Genomic DNA, 15,710 nt, shown 5'->3' on the forward strand with positions numbered 1-15,710 from the left:
GATGCGAAATCTCAAGGTCAAAGCAGGCGCAGTCGCCACCTCGATGGTCTTGTTCCTGCTGGTCCTCTCATCGTCGGCGTTCGCCAACTTCGAGCGCAGTCCGCAGGCGTTCTCCTCCACACCCGTCGAATCCGTCTCCGGTGCCGGCTCCGCCTTCGAGGACGCGGCCAGGGACTGGTCCGGCGAGGCCGGCGACGCGGCCGGTGACGCGGACGACGGCAACTGGTCGGCCACGGATCTGGCCGCGTCCGCGGCCTGGTCGCAGGGCGGCTCGTCCGGCGGATTCAGCTACAGCTACGACATCCGGGTGCCACCCGCGGCGGGGCCGACTCCGTCGCTCGGGCTGTCCTACTCGTCCGCCGAGCACGACGGGCGCACGTCCGGGACCAACAACCAGGCCTCGATGGTCGGTGACGGCTGGTCCGCGTCACCGAGTTTCATCGAGCGCACCTACATCAACTGCGCCGACGACAAGGGCGGTAGCCAGGGCGACGACCCGACCGGCGATCTGTGCTGGGAGGACGACTCGCCCTCGATCACGGTCAACCTCGACGGAGTGAGCACGTCGCTCGTCCTCGACGACACCACCAAGAAGTGGAAGGCCGCGGACGACGTCAACTGGCGCATCGAGCACTCGGGCTCGCGGGCCACCGCGAGTGGCGCGACCACCGAGCAGTGGACGATCACGACCACCGACGGAACCAAGCACCACTTCGGGTCCGTCGCCTCGTCCCGCTGGACGGTGCCGGTGTTCGGCAACCACTCCGGGGAGACCTGTCACAAGGCGGGCGACTTCAAGGGCTCGCGCTGCAACCAGGCGTACCGCTGGATGCTCGACAAGTCGGTCGACGTGCATGGGACCTTCTCCCAGTACACCTACGAGACCGCGACCGGCCGGTACGCACCGGCGGTCGATTCCGACACCCAGGCGACGTACATCCGTGAGGGCTGGCTGAAGACCATCGAGTACGGCCTGCGGACCGGCGCCAGCACGGTGAAGACGGCGAAGGTGGAGTTCACCACCGCGGACCGCTGTCTGTCGGACTGCCGCGAGACGAACGGCGATCCGAAGAAGTCCAAGTGGCCGGACACGCCGTGGGACCTGACCTGCAAGTCGGGCGTCAAGTGCGAGGAGTACTCGCCGGCGTTCTTCTCCGGCAAGCGGCTGGCTGCGGTCACCACCTCTGTTGCCTCCGGCACCGGATACTCCGCGGTCGACTCCTGGACCCTGACCCACGAGTTCAAGGACTACGGGGACAAGGAGCAGGTCGTCCTGTGGCTGGCGGCGATCAAGCACACCGGCCACGTCGGCGGCACGGCGTCGACCCCGCCGATGGAGTTCGGCGGCACTTTCCTGCCGAACCGCGTCGACACCGGGGAGTCGTTCCCGGGGATCTGGCGGCCGCGGCTGACCTCGATCAAGAACGAGACGGGCGGCGTTACGTCGATCAACTACACCGAACCGGACTGCCGCCCCGGGAGCATGCCGGCCAGCGCGCACCAGAACAACCGGCGCTGCTATCCCGCCCGCTACACCCCCGAGGGCCTGACGGAGCTGGTCGACGTCTACTTCCACAAGTACGTCGTCCGTTCGGTCGCCGAGTCCGATACGACCGGCGGTGGTGACACGGTCTGGAAGTTCTACGACTACTCCACCGACGGCGGTGGCACGAACGCGCTGTGGGCGTGGAACGACGCCGAGTTCGTGAAAAAGAAGGACCGGGACTGGAACCAGTGGCGAGGCTATGCCCAGGTCGTCACGCTGACCGGGGACCCGGCGGATCCGGGACCGCAGCTGCGATCGCGATCCCGCTACTACCGGGGCTTGGACGGTGACAGGCTGCCCAACGGCGAGAAGCGCTCGGTCACGGTGACCGATGCCGCCGGCAACACCGCCCCGGATCGCCGCGCACTCGCGGGCGCCGAATGGGAGTCGGCGTCCTTCGACGACACGACACTGATCGAAACGGAGACCAGCTGGTACTGGACGTCGCGGACCGCGAAGCGCAGTTACGACGGTGGCTTCATCGAAGCGTGGCTGACCGGCGAGCGTCGTACCGACAGCCGCACCTTGCTGGCGGCGTCGACCTGGCGGACCACACGCACCGAGACCGTCCACGACGACCACGGTCGCGAGGTGCAGGTCGCGGAGCACGGCGACGTCAGCAAGACCGGCGACGAGCGCTGCGTGCGGACGACGTACGTCGACAATGCCGCTGCCTGGCTGCTGGAATCGGTGTCGACGGTCGAGTCGGTGTCGGTCGGCTGCATGGTCGCGGTGAATCGGCCGGCCGACCTGGTCGGCTCGGTGCGGGCGTACTACGACGGCAGCACCTCGCTGACCGCCGCGCCGACCAAGGGACTGATGACCCGGGCCGACGCGCTGGAGAGCTGGGGAGAGCCGGCGGAGTACAAGACGGTCGGCACCTCGACCTTCGACGCCCTCGGCCGACAGCTGACCGCAACCGATGCCCTCGGCAACAAGACCACCACCACTCTGACGCCCAGCACGGGTGGGCCGCTCACCTCGACGGTCACCAAGAACGCGCTCGGACACACCACCACCACGAAGCTCTCGCTCCGGGGGACGGCCACCGAAACGGTGGACCCGAACTCCCGGCGTACGGTCGCTTCCTACGACCCGCTCGGCCGGCGGACCGCGGTCTGGCTGCCCGGTCGGGACCCGGCAACGGAGGGCGCCAGCCAGAAGTTCACCTACACCCTCTCGCAGACCGCTCCGACCACGCTCAAGACCGAGCGCATGATCCACGACGGCTCGTACCTGACCAGCATCGCGCTGTACGACGGGCTGCTCCGCGAGCGGCAGGTGCAGGCTCAGACCGACGGCGGCCGGCTCATCACGCAGACCGTGTACGACTCGTACGGGCGGCCGCGGTACAGCTCGGGACCGGTGTACAACAACACCTCCGGCCCGAACGGGAAGCTCGTCTGGATCAGCCGGTCGAACGACCTGGCGCGCACCGAGCTTGTGTACGACGGCGCGGGCCGGGTCACCGACGAGGTGCTCGTGGTCAAGGACCGGGAGAAGTGGCGGACGTCGTACCGGTTCGGCGGCGACCCGACGAACTGGAAGACCACGGTCATCCCTCCGGAGGGCAGCACGGCCACCACCACGCTGGACGACGCGCTCGGCCGCACGGTCGAGCTTCGGCAGCACCACGACCGCGGTGCGGCCGGTGCGTTCGACGCCACGAAGTACTCGTACGCCGGTAACGGCCAACTGCGTCAGGTCACCGACCCGGCGGCCAACAAGTGGACCTACGAGTACGACCTGCGCGGGCGCCGTACGGCGTTGCACGACCCGGACACCGGGACGTCGCGCACGACGTACAACCCGGCCGGACAGACCACCACGACGACCAACGCGAACAACGAAACCCTGACGTACAAGTACGACGCGCTGGGCCGGCCGACGCAGGTGCTGTCCGGATCCACGCTGCTCACCGAGCGCAGCTACGACGCGGCCGAGCACGGGATCGGGATGCCGCACAAGTCGACCAAGTGGATCGACGGGCAGGCATGGACGACCGAGACGCCCAAGTACACGCCCGAAGGCCAAGCCAAGCAGGTCTACACGCACCTTCCCGCGGCTGCGGGAGCCTTGGCCGGCTCGTACTGGCAGGCGTTCACCTACAACGAGGACGGTTCGCTGCACACGTACGGCGCGAAAGCCGCAGGCAGTCTGGATGAGGAGGTCATGACGCAGTCGTACGACTCGATGGGCCGGCCCGGACGGGTCACCTCCTGGGGCGACGACTTCGGGTTCGGGCAGGTCTACGTGGACCAGGCCATCTACTCGCCGTACGGCGATCTGCTGCAGCGCAGGCTCGGTGACCCCGCGGATGTCAGCGGGACTTCCGGTCAGACGTGGCAGACGTGGATCTACGAGGAAGGCACCCGCCGACTCTCGCAGTTCTACTTCGACAAGGACACCGCGGGTGAGTTCGACGGGTCCAACTACGGGATCGCGGCGCTGTCGTACCAGTACGACAACTCGGGGAACGTGCTGTCCATCAAGGACGATCCGGTACACACCTCGGACAAGCTGGATCCGGAGACGCAGTGCTTCCAGTACGACTACCTGCAGCGGCTCACGGATGCGTGGGCACAGGCGGGTGCCGCGTCGGCGTGCGGCAGCGAGCCGACGGCCGTCGGCGGACCGGGCGCGTACCGCTCGCAGTACGAGTACGACGTGGTCGGCAACCGGAAGAGCGAGACGCAGTGGACTCCCACGGGTCCGGTGCAGAAGACGTACTCGTACACCGGGGCAGGCGAGGCGGGACCGCACGAGCTGACCAACGTCACCTCGACAGGTGGCGCGGCGACCGCGTTCACCTACGACAAGGCCGGCTTCACCACAGGCATCGATCGTGGTGACAAGGTGGATGTCCTGAATTGGACCCCGGCCGGACGGGTGGACACGATCAAGTCCGACGAGGGTACGGCGAAGTTCTTCGACAACGCGGATGGTCAGCGGATCCTGCGCGCGGACGCCAACGGTGACCTGACTGCATGGGTCGCGGGCTACGAACTGACCTACACGAAGGCAACGAACAAGGTTGAAGCCACCCGCTACTACAAGCACGGCGAGTCCGTCGTCGGCGTCCGCAACGGCCTCGGCGACATCCAGTGGCTTTCCGGTGACCACCACGGCACCAACCAGTGGATCGTCAACGGCGACACCCTGACGGCAACCGTCCGCCGACGCGACCCGTTCGGCAACGTCCGAGGCGAAGCCGCACCGAGCTGGCCGGACCAGCGAGGTTTCGTCGGCGGCATCGAGAACGACGACGTAGAACTCACTACCGTGGGAGCCCGCGAATACGACTCGACCACCGGCCGGTTCCTGTCAGCCGATCCGATCATGGACCTGAAGGATCCACAACAGCTCAACGGCTACGCCTACGCCAACAACTCCCCGGTCACGAGGGCGGACCCCAGCGGCCTGAAGAGCGTGAAGAAGGCATCCCGCGGTGGCCCGGCGTCCAAGGGCAAGAAGCTCAAGAAGCAGAACGGCAGCAAGGGCGCCGTCCCGCAGAAGCGCAAGCGTCCGGCAGGCTCGGAAGCGGAAGCGCCGAGAACCTCGAAACCACTCCCGCACGGCCTGCCCCGCGACCTCAAGCGGCCGAAGCCGCCGGGTCCGCGGCCGGGTCCGCGGCCGGGCCCGCCGATCGGGCCGAAGCCGGGCGGACACGGTCTGCCTGTCGACAAGGAGTTCAGCACGATCCTCGCCTACATGTTCGGCGAGATGGACGCCAACGCCGACACCGCGCAGTCAGTGGACGAGGGTTGCATTGGCGGCCCGACCACCCGCGCCGTCTGTGACGCCGGGACGTTGGCGTGGTGGGCAGGGATGGTGTGGCCTGGCAGTGCCTGGGACCACAAGGGGCCAATCGGCGACTACATCGGCGTGGACGACGACAACGACGACACGCGGTACGTGAACGTCCCGGGCACCAACTACCGGATGCGATTCGACGTCTGGTCGAACATCCACTACGGCTATGTCGGCTCCGCCGCAGGCATCGGCGGCGGCACCCTCATCGCCGGTTCGCACGCGTCCTTTGCGGGCAGAACCGACGCGGCCGACGACTTTGCCGTGCAGATGGGGATAGATCTGTGGAACGAGTACGGCGAGGATATGACCGAGGACAACCTGAGGGACTACATCGTGGACAACCTCGACGATTTCCACGACCTCGAGGGCAACAGCATCCATGGCGACGGTAATCCCACGGGGGTGGAGTGCCGGATAGGGCTGTCGAGTTGTTGATCGGAGAGGGCGGGGTCAGCCCCGCCCTCTCCGTATGCGGTTGATGGGTGCTGCTATTTGGTTTGCTGCGGTTTGGTGTTTGCGGGCGGCCTCGGGGTTGCCGAGGCCGGCGTGGGCGTTGGAGAGGGCGGTGAGGGCTAGCTCGTGGCGGGCGGGCCAGGGCATGGTGGCGTAGGCGGTTGCTGCTTTGGTGGCGTGGGTTAGGGCGGTCTCGTGCTGGCCTAGGCCGTTGGTGACGCCGGCTAGGAGGAGTTCCTGGTAGATCTGGAAGCCTCTGGAGGCCGTCGACCATTTGGCGCGGGCTTCGGCGATGAGTTCTCCGGCTTCCGCGTACTCGCCCAGTTCGATCAGGACCTCGGCGAGGTCGCACAGGAGCTCGGGTTCGAAGGAGGACATGTTGCGGTGGAGGGCCTGGCGCAACTCCTCCTCGAACGCCGCCCGCGCCTCCACCGCGCGGCCGGCGTTCAGGTGGATCTGGGCCTGGACCTGCATGCACCACATGTCGAGGTGGCCGTACGAGCCTTGGCGGGCGATGGCGAGGGCCGCGTCGGCGGCTTCCATCGCCCGGTCGAAGTCACCGGTGTTGACGTGGATCTCCGCATCGGACAGTCCGAGCCGGATCCGCTGTTCGGCTGTCAGCGAGTCTCCGCCGAGCGTCTCGGCGCTCCGCACGTACGCCTCGGCCTCGTCGAACCGGCCGAGCCGCAACAGGACCTGGATCATGCTGCTGGTGAAGATCAGCTGGGACCGGGTGTTGCCCGTCGCGATGGCGAGGTCGACGGCCCGGATGAACGCCTCGGCGGATCCGGTGAAGTCCCCGTGGTCGAACAGATAGATGCCGAGGTTCCCGCTCGCGGTGGTGCGTTCCCGATCGCCCAGGGCCTCGGCGAGGGCCAGGGCACGCGTGCCGAACTGGATCGCGCCGGCACTGTCGCCGTCAACACGCTTCGCGGACGCCCGCAGCGTCGTCATCCGGAACCGGCCGAGGTCGTCGCCGGACTCCTCGGCCCGGCGGGTCGCCACGTCGATCAGCCGGTGGATGCGGCTGATGAAGCGCCACTCGTTGATGGTGTTGCGCAGCGGGAGCACCAGTCGCCACAGCCGCGGATGGTCCTGCAGTGCCTCACAGGCCAGGAAGACGTTGGTCTCCTCGTCGGCGATCGGCTGGAAGGCGCGGTCGTGGTGCCACTCGATGAACCGCTCGATCAGCATCGCCCGGTCTTGGTTGCTCAAGGCCCGTTCAGCCTCGCGCGCGGCGTACAAGCGCACCAGGTCGTGCATCCGGTATCTCCGCGCGCGGTGCTGCTCCAGCACATGCGCCGCGACGAGTCTCCGCAACGCCCGCAGTCTGTCCTCTTCGGACAGCCCGGAAACTGACGCGATCATTTCTTCCGCGAAGTCCTCGCCGGGCAGTGTTCCCAGCCGGGTGAACAACTCGCGAGCGTCCTTGTCGAGTACCCGATAGGACAGGTCAAGGTTCGCCGTGACGGCCGCGGCCGGATCGCCGTCGACGGCCAGCACGTCCAACCGGTCGCGCCTCTCGAGCTCCGCCACATAGTCGGCGATGCGGAGGTTCGGTTCACCCGCCACATGCGCCGCGGCGATCCGCAGCGCCAGGGCCAGATGGCCGCACAAATCGGCGAGCCGCTCCGCCGCCTCCGCTTCCCCAGCGACGCGGTCCGTGCCGAGGATCCGCGTCAGCAACTCCACGGCCTCCTCCCGTCCGAGCATGCCGACGCGCACGGGCCGGGCATCGTTGAGCGCGACGAGACCGGTGAGGCGATCGCGGCTCGTCACGATCGTGAAACAGCCCGGCCCGGGCAGCAGCGGCCGTACCTGCTCGGCGTTGCGTGCGTTGTCCAGGACCACGAGTACGCCGCGATCGGCCGTGGCGGCGCGGAACAGTTCGGCGGCGGCATCCACGTCGTCCGGAACCGCTTCGCCCGGCGTACTCATGGCCACCAGCAGCCGGCCGAGTGCCTCGCGCGGCGACACCATGTCGCCCTCGTCGAAGCCGCGCAGGTTCACGTACAGCAGTCCGCCCGGGAACCGGTCGACGTGCGAATGTCCCCAGTGGACGGCCAGGGCGGTCTTTCCCGCTCCGCCCGGCCCGACGACGACGGCAAGCGGCGAGGCCGAATCGGCGTACTGGTCGAGGGCCTTGAGTTCCGCGGCGCGACCGATGAAGCCGCTGATGTCGGACGGCAACTGGATCGGTGCGGGAGCCGACGGATCCAGCGCCGGATCATGATCGAGGATGCGCAGGTGCAGGTCGCGCAACTGCTTCGACGGGTCGGCGCCCAGTTCGTCGCGCAGCCGCACTCGCGTCGCCTCGAAACGGGCGAGCGCGTCGGCGGGCCGGCCGCAGCGGTAGTACGCGAGCATCAGCAGTTCGGCGAGCGGCTCGGCCAAGGGCTCGGCATCGTGGAGTGCAACCAGGTCGCCCAGTACTGCGGCGTGCTGGCCGGCGTCGAGCTCGGCGGTGTAGCGGTCGGTCAGCAGCTCCAGTCGTTCCGCGGCGAGCGCGACTCGGGTCTCCTCGGCCCACCGGCCGCCGATGCCGGTGAGTGCCTCAGTGCCGGCCAGGTCGCACGCTCGGCGCCACGAATCCAGGGCTTCGTCCGGCTGCCCTGAGGTCTGGAAAGTCTTGGCCTCGGCGCGCAGGGCACGGATGGCGTGCAGGTCGATCTCTCCGGGGTCGACGTCCAGGACGTACCCGTGCGAACCGGCCCGGCGGATCGCGGCGCCGGGCACCCGTTTGAGAGCCGCGCGCAGGCGAGCGACGTACGAGTAGAGGACGCTCAGGACCGCCTCGGGTGGGTCGCCGTCCCAGACCCGGTCGATGAGGTCGGCCTGCGGCACGGGCTCGCCGGGTCGCAGGGCCAGGGCGGCGAGCACACAGGCGAGCTTGGGCGCACCGACCCGGGTGGGCTCGCCGTCGACGGTGATCGCCACCGGACCGAGCAGCCGGATCCTTGCTGGGGGAGTCGGCATGCCGCGGACGTTAACAGTTCAACAGGCCCACCACGCCGATCTGTGTCACCAGGCGAGAGCGGCCGGTGGCTCGATGTCACAGATCGCCGCGGCTGCTTCGTCTTGGAGGCGATAGCTGATCGGGAGGTCGATGTGATGCTGATGATCGTGATCGTGATCGTGATCGTGGTTGTTGGTTGCGGATGCAGGGGAGAGGTCGCGTGACGCGGACCGAGGAGTTCGAGGAGTTGCGCGGGCTGTTGTTCTCGATCGCCTACCGGATCCTCGGCAGCGTGGCCGAGGCGGAGGATGCGGTCCAGGAGACCTGGCTGCGCTACGAGTCCACGCCGAGCGAGCCCGCGTCGACGAAGGCGTTCCTGTCCGCCGTGGTGACGCGGGTGTCGATCGACGTACTGCGCTCGGCCCGCGTCCGGCGCGAGCGGTATGTCGGGCAGTGGTTCCCCGAGCCGCTGCTCACCGACCCGTACGACGATCCGGCGCGATCGGCGGAGCTGGCGGACTCGGTATCGATGGCAGCCTTGTTGCTGCTCGAGCGGCTGTCCCCGCTCGAGCGGGCGGTCTTCGTACTGCGTGAGGTGTTCGGGTTCGGCTACCCGGAGATCGCGGAAGCCGTCGGACGGTCGGAGGCGGCTTGTCGCCAGCTGGCGGTCCGGGCGCGGCGACACATGGAGCTGGGGCGCCCGCGGTTCGAGGCTGACCGCCGAGAGCGCGAGGAGCTCGCGGCGCGGTTCTTCGAGGCCTTGCGCGATGGTGACCTCGACGGAGTACGGGAGTTGCTCGCCGCCGACGTACAGATCGTCGGTGACGGCGGAGGTAAGGCGCCGGCCTTCGTCAAGGGGGTCGTCGGTGCCGCCAACGCGGCCCGGTTGCTCGCCTCGGTCTTCCCGCTGTTCGGCCGGATCGGACTGACGCTGGAGCCCCGCGAGCTGAACGGGCAGCCGGGCGCGATCCTGCGCGACCGCGACGGCAGGGTGGTCGGCACGTTCGCGCTCGAAATCCTCGACGGACGCATCCAGACGATCCGCTCGGTCCTCAACCCGGACAAGCTCGGCCACCTCGGCCCGGTCGCCGACGCGTGGGCGATCAACCGCGAACTCCGGCAGACCCGCCGACTCGAGGGGATCGACTCGACCCACCCCATCGCCGAGCGCCCGGCCGACTGAGCGGCGTACCGGGTCGGTCAGCGCAACGGCGTACCGGGTCAGTCAGCGCGACCCGGCGGAGTGAGCGGCGTACCGGGTCAGTCGTCGGCGGACACGCTGTCGCCGGCGTCGGCCCAGCCCGAACCCGCCGAGAATTGCCCGGAGCTGCCCGTCGACATGCGGGATGACAGCGCCGTCGCGGCGCACAGCCCGACGAACGTAGTCAGCACGAGCACAATCCCCGCCACGAACAGCGCGGCCAGCGGTTGGTCGGGCTGATCGAGAACCTTGTCCACGATCGGGAGCCCGAGGCAGAGACCGATGATCAGACTGAGACACACGATCGCCACGGTGACACCGCGATGGTGATCGACCAGTTCGGGTTCACCAGCACTCAGCCCGGGCCACACGACGGCCGCCACCGCGCCCGCCTGACACACAGCGCAGGCGAGCAAGACGACACCAAACGACTCAAACGTCACCGCTCGAGTCCACCAGTACCAGCCCGCACCCACAGCACACAGCCACTGCGCGACATCCCCCACCCACACCCAGGTAGCCCGCGACGACCACACCCGCCGGACCCCATCCAGCAAATCCCAAACCACCAACACCCGCCCCACCTCCCCCTCCCATCATCCCCACCCACGAGGCCAGTGAACGCCTGTACTGCGTGGCTACAGGCCTTCGAGGTGCTGGGTCTCGTTGAGGGAGACGACTTGGTGACTGAAGTGGGTGTCGTTGCGGAGAAGAGCGGTGATACTTCCCGAAGCCAGCGGGAAAAATCCCCGATCGGTCGACCTCATCGGCATGCCGATCCAGGCGGCGATCAGGTAGCTCGACGCGGATCCGTGCGACACCACAACCTGATGCGCGACCGGCCGAGCGAGGATGTCATCGAGGGCCGGGTAGAGCCGTTCGACCAGCGCCAGCCGTGTCTCCGCCCCAGCCGGCCCGTCGTGGTGCCCAAGGCGATCCCCGTACTCCGGAAGCGGAACCCGACGCCCAGCCAGCCACGCCTGGGGCCGCCCATCAGCCTCGCCATTGGACCTCTCGCGAAGCCGCGCATCCAGCTGTACGTCGACCCCGAACCTCCGGGCGATGCGTTCCGCCGTTTGGCTGGCCCGTCGCAGATCGGAGGAGTAGACCTCGACCGGGTGGGAGCCGATCCTGTTCGCGAGCACCTCGGCGATCCTCTCGGCCTGCAGACGCCCACGGGCTGTCAGTTCCGAGTCGTGCCAGCCTCCGACAACGCCGTCGACATGGTGCTGCGCCTCGGCATGCGTGACGAGGTAGACCTGTCTCATGAGCCCAGCTTTGCAGGTCAGAGACTTGCCAGCGTGGGGTTTTCGGCTGGTTGTGGAGTGGCTGGCATCCAGGTGCGGCACTCGGCGATCGCCTCGGTGAGCACCTGGCGCAAGAGGGTGTCGGCATCGGGGGCTCGGAAGTCGGTGATGGCTCGGATGGCGCCGGCTAGTGCGAGCGCGGCGAAAGCGTCGTACGCCGCCGTCGTCTTGGTCTCGCGCTCGGTCAGCAGTCGTTCAGCGTCTCGTACCGCCGCGGTCAGCGTCGGCCGAAACAGTGGGGACACGACGGGTACGACCAGCGGGACGCAGCAGGCTACCAATGCCGGGGACACCCGCGGATCGCTCGGCTTGAGACCGATGACCGACGGGATCAAGGGCACCAGGTGGGCGCGGCCGGGGTTGGAGGTTTCGTCGTTCACCTCGCGGGCGATCAACGCCAGTAGCGGATGGGTGCAGTCCGGCTGATCCGACCACGTCGTACCGGCCAGCAGGGACGCGTACTCCATGAAGCACGCGCCTTTCCCCGGATGCCGATGCCGGCCCCGCGACAGGATGGGGAGAACCGTGGGGCCGTTGTTGCTGGTAGGTGTCATCTGCCGCCTCCGCCGATCGAGCTCAGCCTGCTGTACCCCCACGAGCGGCCATTCATGCGGGTCACTTCAGGCCAACGGCAAGGTCTCGCCTCGGTTCATCGTGGTCACCTGCCAGGGGTGCGGGCTGGTGTGGACCCGGGCGAGGAAGTCGGAGAGCGGGGATCGCATGACGCGGTAGTCGTCGTAGTGGACCGGGATGGCGAGGCGGGGGCGGATCCGGTTCAGGAAGTCGAGGCCCTGGGCGCCGTCCATCGTGACGGTGGCGAAGAGGATTCTGGTACCGCCCAGGTGGACGACGGCGACGTCGATCTCCGGGTGCCGCTCGCGGATCTGGTCGAGATGGTCGCCGGTCAGGGTGTCGCCGCTCAGGTAGATCCGCCGCTGGACCTCGCCGCCGACGCGATGGGTGAGTAGCGATCCCATCACCGGGGGCAGCAGTTTCGCCATCACGCCGCGGCCGTGGATGCCGGGTAGCGCCTCGATTGTCAGTGACTCGTTGCCGCGCGACTGGTCGTAGCGTTCCCACACCGGCAGCCCTTCGGCCGCGAAGCCCCATCGGCGCAGGCGTTGTGCGGCCGGCTCCGTGGTGACGACCGGTACGGCGCGATCGAGCCGGCGGCGGGCGATCCGGTCGAAGTGGTCTCCGTGGAGGTGCGAAAGCACCACGATGTCGAGCTGGGGGAGATCCTCCGGCTGCAGCGCAGGCTCCTTCAGGCGCCGGCTCCAGAGCCCCTTGCCCAGATAAGCCCGCTGCCCCTTGTGCAGGAAGTTCGGATCGGTCAGCACGGTGAAGGACCCGATCCGGAGCAAGGTCGTCGCATTACCGACAAAAGTCAGCGAATCAGCCATCGCGGGCTCTCTCTTCGCACCGTTGCCGCAGGACGAGCAACACCATGGCCGGCCTCCTTCAGTGCGGGCCGTCTCGGTAACCCGTCTGCCCGCCGGTAAACGGGGTGTTTTCGCCCAGTCAGGTGGGTACCGGGGCCGGACCAGCCGATCCCCGACCAGGAGGCTCTCATGGGTGCCGCGCTCTGGATTCCGCTGATGCTCATCGTGCTGGTGGCCCTCGGCTACGTGCTCTGGGCCGTCTTCGCCGCCGGGAAGGGCGTGGCAGGCGCCGCCGGATCAGCCACCGACTCCGGCACCGGCGAAACTGCGCCGCACACCAGCGAACGCACCAAGATCCGCGACAGCGACACCGAGCCGCCTCCTGAGTACAAACCCTGAGCCGCGCTGCCTGCGCCTCCCGCACATCTGGGGTCAGGAGGTGGCTCCGGTGTAGCGGCGTAGGCCTAGGCGCCAGCAGGTGGTGGCTAGGAGGCAGGTTAGGGCGGCTCCGGTGAGGGTTGAGGCCAGGACCAAGGGGTGAGGGCCGGTGAGGAGGGTGGTGGTGGGGATGGTGGCTATGAGGGTTAGGGGGAAGAGGTAGGTCAGGGCCAGGCGTAGGGGGCGGCGGTAGATGTCGGTGGGGTAGCGGGCCAGTTCCCAGGCTGAGGTGTAGAAGACGTCTAGTGCTAGGCGTGGGGCCCAGAAGGCCAGGCAGGCAAGCAGGACTCCCATTGCCCAGGTGACCGCGAGTGCGGCTATCAGGGTCAGGCTCCAGGCCAGGATCGCGCCCGGTGTGGGGACGTGGTTCCTGAGTCCGACTGCGATGACGGCCAGGCCGAGGACGAACTGGATCAGCGACAACGGGGAGGAGCGGGCCAGGCTGGCGAGGTACAGGGTGGGGGCGGGTTGCAGGAGGAAGGTGTCGAGCTTGCCTTGGCGGATGCCGTTCTCCGGGAACCAGGAGAGGTTGGGATCGATGAAGGTGCTCTTGAGGCTGCTGAGCAGTTGGAAGGTGCCGATCAGGACGTAGGTCTCGGCTTCGGTCCAGCCGGCCAGCGAGTCGGTCCGGGAGTAGACGATGAACACGGTGGCGAGGCTGACGAACAGGCCGATGATCGCCAGGACGATGTCGAAGAGCAGGTTGATCCGGAAGGTGATCGTCGCCTGCGCGGACCGGCTGAAGCCGGCGGCGAAGAGCCGGAGGAGTTTCATCCGCCGGCCACCGTGTAGCGACGGACTCCGGCCCGCCACAGCAGAACGGCGATGGTGGCGAAAACCGCGGTCCAGGCAGCCTGATAGGCGATTCCGGTGAGCACAGCAGACAATCCGTGGACTCGCCCCGCGATGACGTCAGCAGGCAGTCCCAACATGCCGTAGAACGGCAGGACCTGACCGAGCTCGCGCAGGGGACCAGGCAGGAACGCCAGCGGTGCGACCGTGCCGCCGAGCAGGGAGTTCAGCGTCCAGCCGAAGCCCACGATCGAATGCACCCGCTCGGTCCAGAAGGCGGTCAGCGACAGCATGAAGATCCAGCAGAAGCTGAGAGTGGCGCCGAGCAGGAAGACCGGCAGAGCCGAGAGGAGGGCGCTCCAGCTCAACGAGACCCCGAAGGCTAGCCCGGTCAGCAGCACGACCGGGACACCCATGATCGTCAGCCAGGTCCGGATCGCCAGGTTGGTCCCGATCGTGCTGACGATCACCGGTTGCGGGCGCAGCAGGTCGTGGCTGATCGTTCCGTCGTAGATCTTCTCGGAGAAGGTGAACTGCTCGAACGATTCGGTCATCACCGTGACGAGCAGCAGCGCCACGTAGTACGTCGCGACGTACGGGTCGGCCGGGTAGACGGCCGACCAGACGAACATGCCGATCAGCGGGCCGACGACCGCCTGGATGACCAGGGTGAAGAGGAACCACCAGGTGCCGGACCATTCCAGCACCTCCATCCGGATCCGCAGCGCGATCAGCACCAGCAGCCGACGGACCGCAAAACGATCGGCGGACAGGGCGGTCATCCGACGCCCTCCCGGTAAGCGCGGTCGATCACCAGGTCGAGTGGAGCCTCCTCGACAGACAGATCCACCACGTCCAGATCGGTGAGCAATTCCGCGGTGACCCGGGCGACGGCGTCACGCGGTACGCGCAGTACCCACGTCCCGTTCGACGCCTCGACCAGTTCGCCGGCTTGCCGTAGTCGTTGCTCGTCGGCGTTCGGTGCGGTGAGGCGAAGGAGCTTGTACGGCGAGAGTTTCGCCGCAAGCGCGTCGAGTTTGCCGTCGTACTGAACCTTGCCCTTGTCGATCAGGACGAGCCGTGGACAGAGCGAGGCGACGTCGGCCATGTAGTGGCTGGTCAGCAGAACGGTCGCAGCGGTCTGTTCGGCGTACTGGGCAACGAACCGTCGCATCGCGGTCGCGCCGGTGACGTCCAGACCGAGCGTCGGCTCGTCGAGGAACATCACCTCGGGCCGGTAGAGCAGTGACAGCGCCAGCCCCGCCCGCATCTTCTCGCCCAGGCTCAGCGCGCGGAGTTGACGCTGCAGCAGGTCGCCGAGGTCGAGCAGTTCGGTGAGCTCGTCGAGGTTTCGCCGGTACTCCGCGGCCGGGATCTCGTAGAGCAAGGCCTGATAGCGCAAGGTGTCGAGGACAGTGAGCTCCTGAGATCCGCCCACCGGCTGGCTGCCGCGGATGAACGCGATCCGGCGGAGGAACCCGGACCGGCGCTGCCACGGCGTATGGCCGAGCACCTGAACCTGCCCGGAGGTCGCGTGCAGCAACCCGGACAGGATCTTCATCGTCGTCGTCTTTCCGGCCCCGTTCGGACCGATGAAGCCGACGATCTCGCCGGCGCTCAAAGCGAACGAGGCGTTCTGTACGGCGGGAACCTCCCGGTACTGCCGGTGGAAAACCGACCCCAAGGTCTCCTTCCAGCCCGATCCCCGGATCGGTGCGCGATACGTCATGGACAGGTCTTCCACCTGGACGACAACACTCATGAGGCGACCGTAGGAAGAAAAGACGCCACCCGATGGCTTGTTTTCCTGCCATAGTCGGAC

At 67.8% G+C, this 15,710-nt stretch carries 11 protein-coding genes; 3 read left to right on the forward strand and 8 right to left on the reverse strand.

From position 1 onward, the window contains the following. Position 1: 1 nt before the first annotated feature. A complete protein-coding gene (locus ACQPYM_RS12390) occupies positions 2-5,794 on the forward strand; it encodes an RHS repeat-associated core domain-containing protein (RefSeq protein WP_433019525.1) in 5,793 nt (1,930 codons plus the stop codon). 15 nt (positions 5,795-5,809) lie between these two features. On the opposite strand, the gene ACQPYM_RS12395 is transcribed toward ACQPYM_RS12390, so the two are convergent. Beyond that, on the reverse strand, positions 5,810-8,788 hold the full coding sequence (locus ACQPYM_RS12395) for a BTAD domain-containing putative transcriptional regulator (RefSeq protein ID WP_433019527.1): 2,979 nt from the start codon (positions 8,786-8,788) through the stop codon (positions 5,810-5,812). A 200-nt stretch (positions 8,789-8,988) separates the two neighbouring features. Between ACQPYM_RS12395 and ACQPYM_RS12400 the strand changes: the two genes are divergently transcribed. Then, positions 8,989-9,951 carry an RNA polymerase sigma-70 factor gene (locus ACQPYM_RS12400; protein ID WP_433019530.1) on the forward strand — a complete coding sequence of 321 codons (963 nt, stop codon included), beginning with the start codon at positions 8,989-8,991 and terminating at the stop codon, positions 9,949-9,951. Positions 9,952-10,028: 77 nt separating this feature from the next. Here ACQPYM_RS12400 and ACQPYM_RS12405 read toward each other — a convergent pair whose 3' ends face one another. From ACQPYM_RS12405 to ACQPYM_RS12420, 4 genes are all read right to left on the reverse strand, one after another. Then, positions 10,029-10,412 (reverse strand): hypothetical protein, encoded by a 384-nt coding sequence (locus ACQPYM_RS12405; protein WP_433019533.1) that lies wholly within the window; start codon positions 10,410-10,412, stop codon positions 10,029-10,031. A 195-nt stretch (positions 10,413-10,607) separates the two neighbouring features. Beyond that, positions 10,608-11,237 carry a histidine phosphatase family protein gene (locus tag ACQPYM_RS12410; protein ID WP_433019536.1) on the reverse strand — a complete coding sequence of 210 codons (630 nt, stop codon included), beginning with the start codon at positions 11,235-11,237 and terminating at the stop codon, positions 10,608-10,610. A gap of 17 nt (positions 11,238-11,254) precedes the next feature. After that, complete coding sequence (locus ACQPYM_RS12415) at positions 11,255-11,830, reverse strand: hypothetical protein (protein WP_433019539.1); 576 nt, start codon at positions 11,828-11,830, stop codon at positions 11,255-11,257. 66 nt (positions 11,831-11,896) lie between these two features. After that, complete coding sequence (locus tag ACQPYM_RS12420) at positions 11,897-12,679, reverse strand: MBL fold metallo-hydrolase (RefSeq protein WP_433019542.1); 783 nt, start codon at positions 12,677-12,679, stop codon at positions 11,897-11,899. Between the two features lie 168 nt (positions 12,680-12,847). Between ACQPYM_RS12420 and ACQPYM_RS12425 the strand changes: the two genes are divergently transcribed. Continuing rightward, entirely contained in the window at positions 12,848-13,057 is a 210-nt protein-coding gene (locus tag ACQPYM_RS12425) for a hypothetical protein (protein ID WP_433019545.1), read from the forward strand. 33 nt (positions 13,058-13,090) lie between these two features. On the opposite strand, the gene ACQPYM_RS12430 is transcribed toward ACQPYM_RS12425, so the two are convergent. The 3 genes from ACQPYM_RS12430 to ACQPYM_RS12440 are packed head-to-tail and all read right to left on the reverse strand — an operon-like array spanning position 13,091 to position 15,650. Beyond that, the gene (locus ACQPYM_RS12430; RefSeq protein ID WP_433019548.1) at positions 13,091-13,870 is read right to left on the reverse strand and encodes an ABC transporter permease; all 780 of its coding nucleotides are present in this window, start codon (positions 13,868-13,870) and stop codon (positions 13,091-13,093) included. Then, entirely contained in the window at positions 13,867-14,670 is an 804-nt protein-coding gene (locus ACQPYM_RS12435) for an ABC transporter permease (protein ID WP_433019551.1), read from the reverse strand. The genes ACQPYM_RS12430 and ACQPYM_RS12435 overlap by 4 nt, the downstream gene beginning before the upstream one ends. After that, positions 14,667-15,650: an ABC transporter ATP-binding protein gene (locus ACQPYM_RS12440; protein WP_433019554.1), complete on the reverse strand. Its 984-nt coding sequence runs from the start codon at positions 15,648-15,650 to the stop codon at positions 14,667-14,669. Before ACQPYM_RS12440 ends, ACQPYM_RS12435 begins: the two co-directional genes overlap by 4 nt. Positions 15,651-15,710 lie beyond the last annotated feature (60 nt).

Origin of the sequence: Kribbella sp. CA-294648, assembly GCF_050943845.1 — a bacterium.
In the GTDB taxonomy this organism is placed as follows: Bacteria; Actinomycetota; Actinomycetes; order Propionibacteriales; family Kribbellaceae; genus Kribbella.

Coding starts and splice junctions, on each gene's coding strand:
- ACQPYM_RS12440 (WP_433019554.1), bottom strand. CDS start 15,650: ATGAGTGTTGTCGTCCAGGTGGAAGACCTGTCCATGACGTATCGCGCA.
- ACQPYM_RS12390 (WP_433019525.1), top strand. CDS start 2: ATGCGAAATCTCAAGGTCAAAGCAGGCGCAGTCGCCACCTCGATGGTC.
- ACQPYM_RS12430 (WP_433019548.1), bottom strand. CDS start 13,870: ATGAAACTCCTCCGGCTCTTCGCCGCCGGCTTCAGCCGGTCCGCGCAG.
- ACQPYM_RS12415 (WP_433019539.1), bottom strand. CDS start 11,830: ATGACACCTACCAGCAACAACGGCCCCACGGTTCTCCCCATCCTGTCG.
- ACQPYM_RS12410 (WP_433019536.1), bottom strand. CDS start 11,237: ATGAGACAGGTCTACCTCGTCACGCATGCCGAGGCGCAGCACCATGTC.
- ACQPYM_RS12435 (WP_433019551.1), bottom strand. CDS start 14,670: ATGACCGCCCTGTCCGCCGATCGTTTTGCGGTCCGTCGGCTGCTGGTG.
- ACQPYM_RS12395 (WP_433019527.1), bottom strand. CDS start 8,788: ATGCCGACTCCCCCAGCAAGGATCCGGCTGCTCGGTCCGGTGGCGATC.
- ACQPYM_RS12425 (WP_433019545.1), top strand. CDS start 12,848: ATGGGTGCCGCGCTCTGGATTCCGCTGATGCTCATCGTGCTGGTGGCC.
- ACQPYM_RS12420 (WP_433019542.1), bottom strand. CDS start 12,679: ATGGCTGATTCGCTGACTTTTGTCGGTAATGCGACGACCTTGCTCCGG.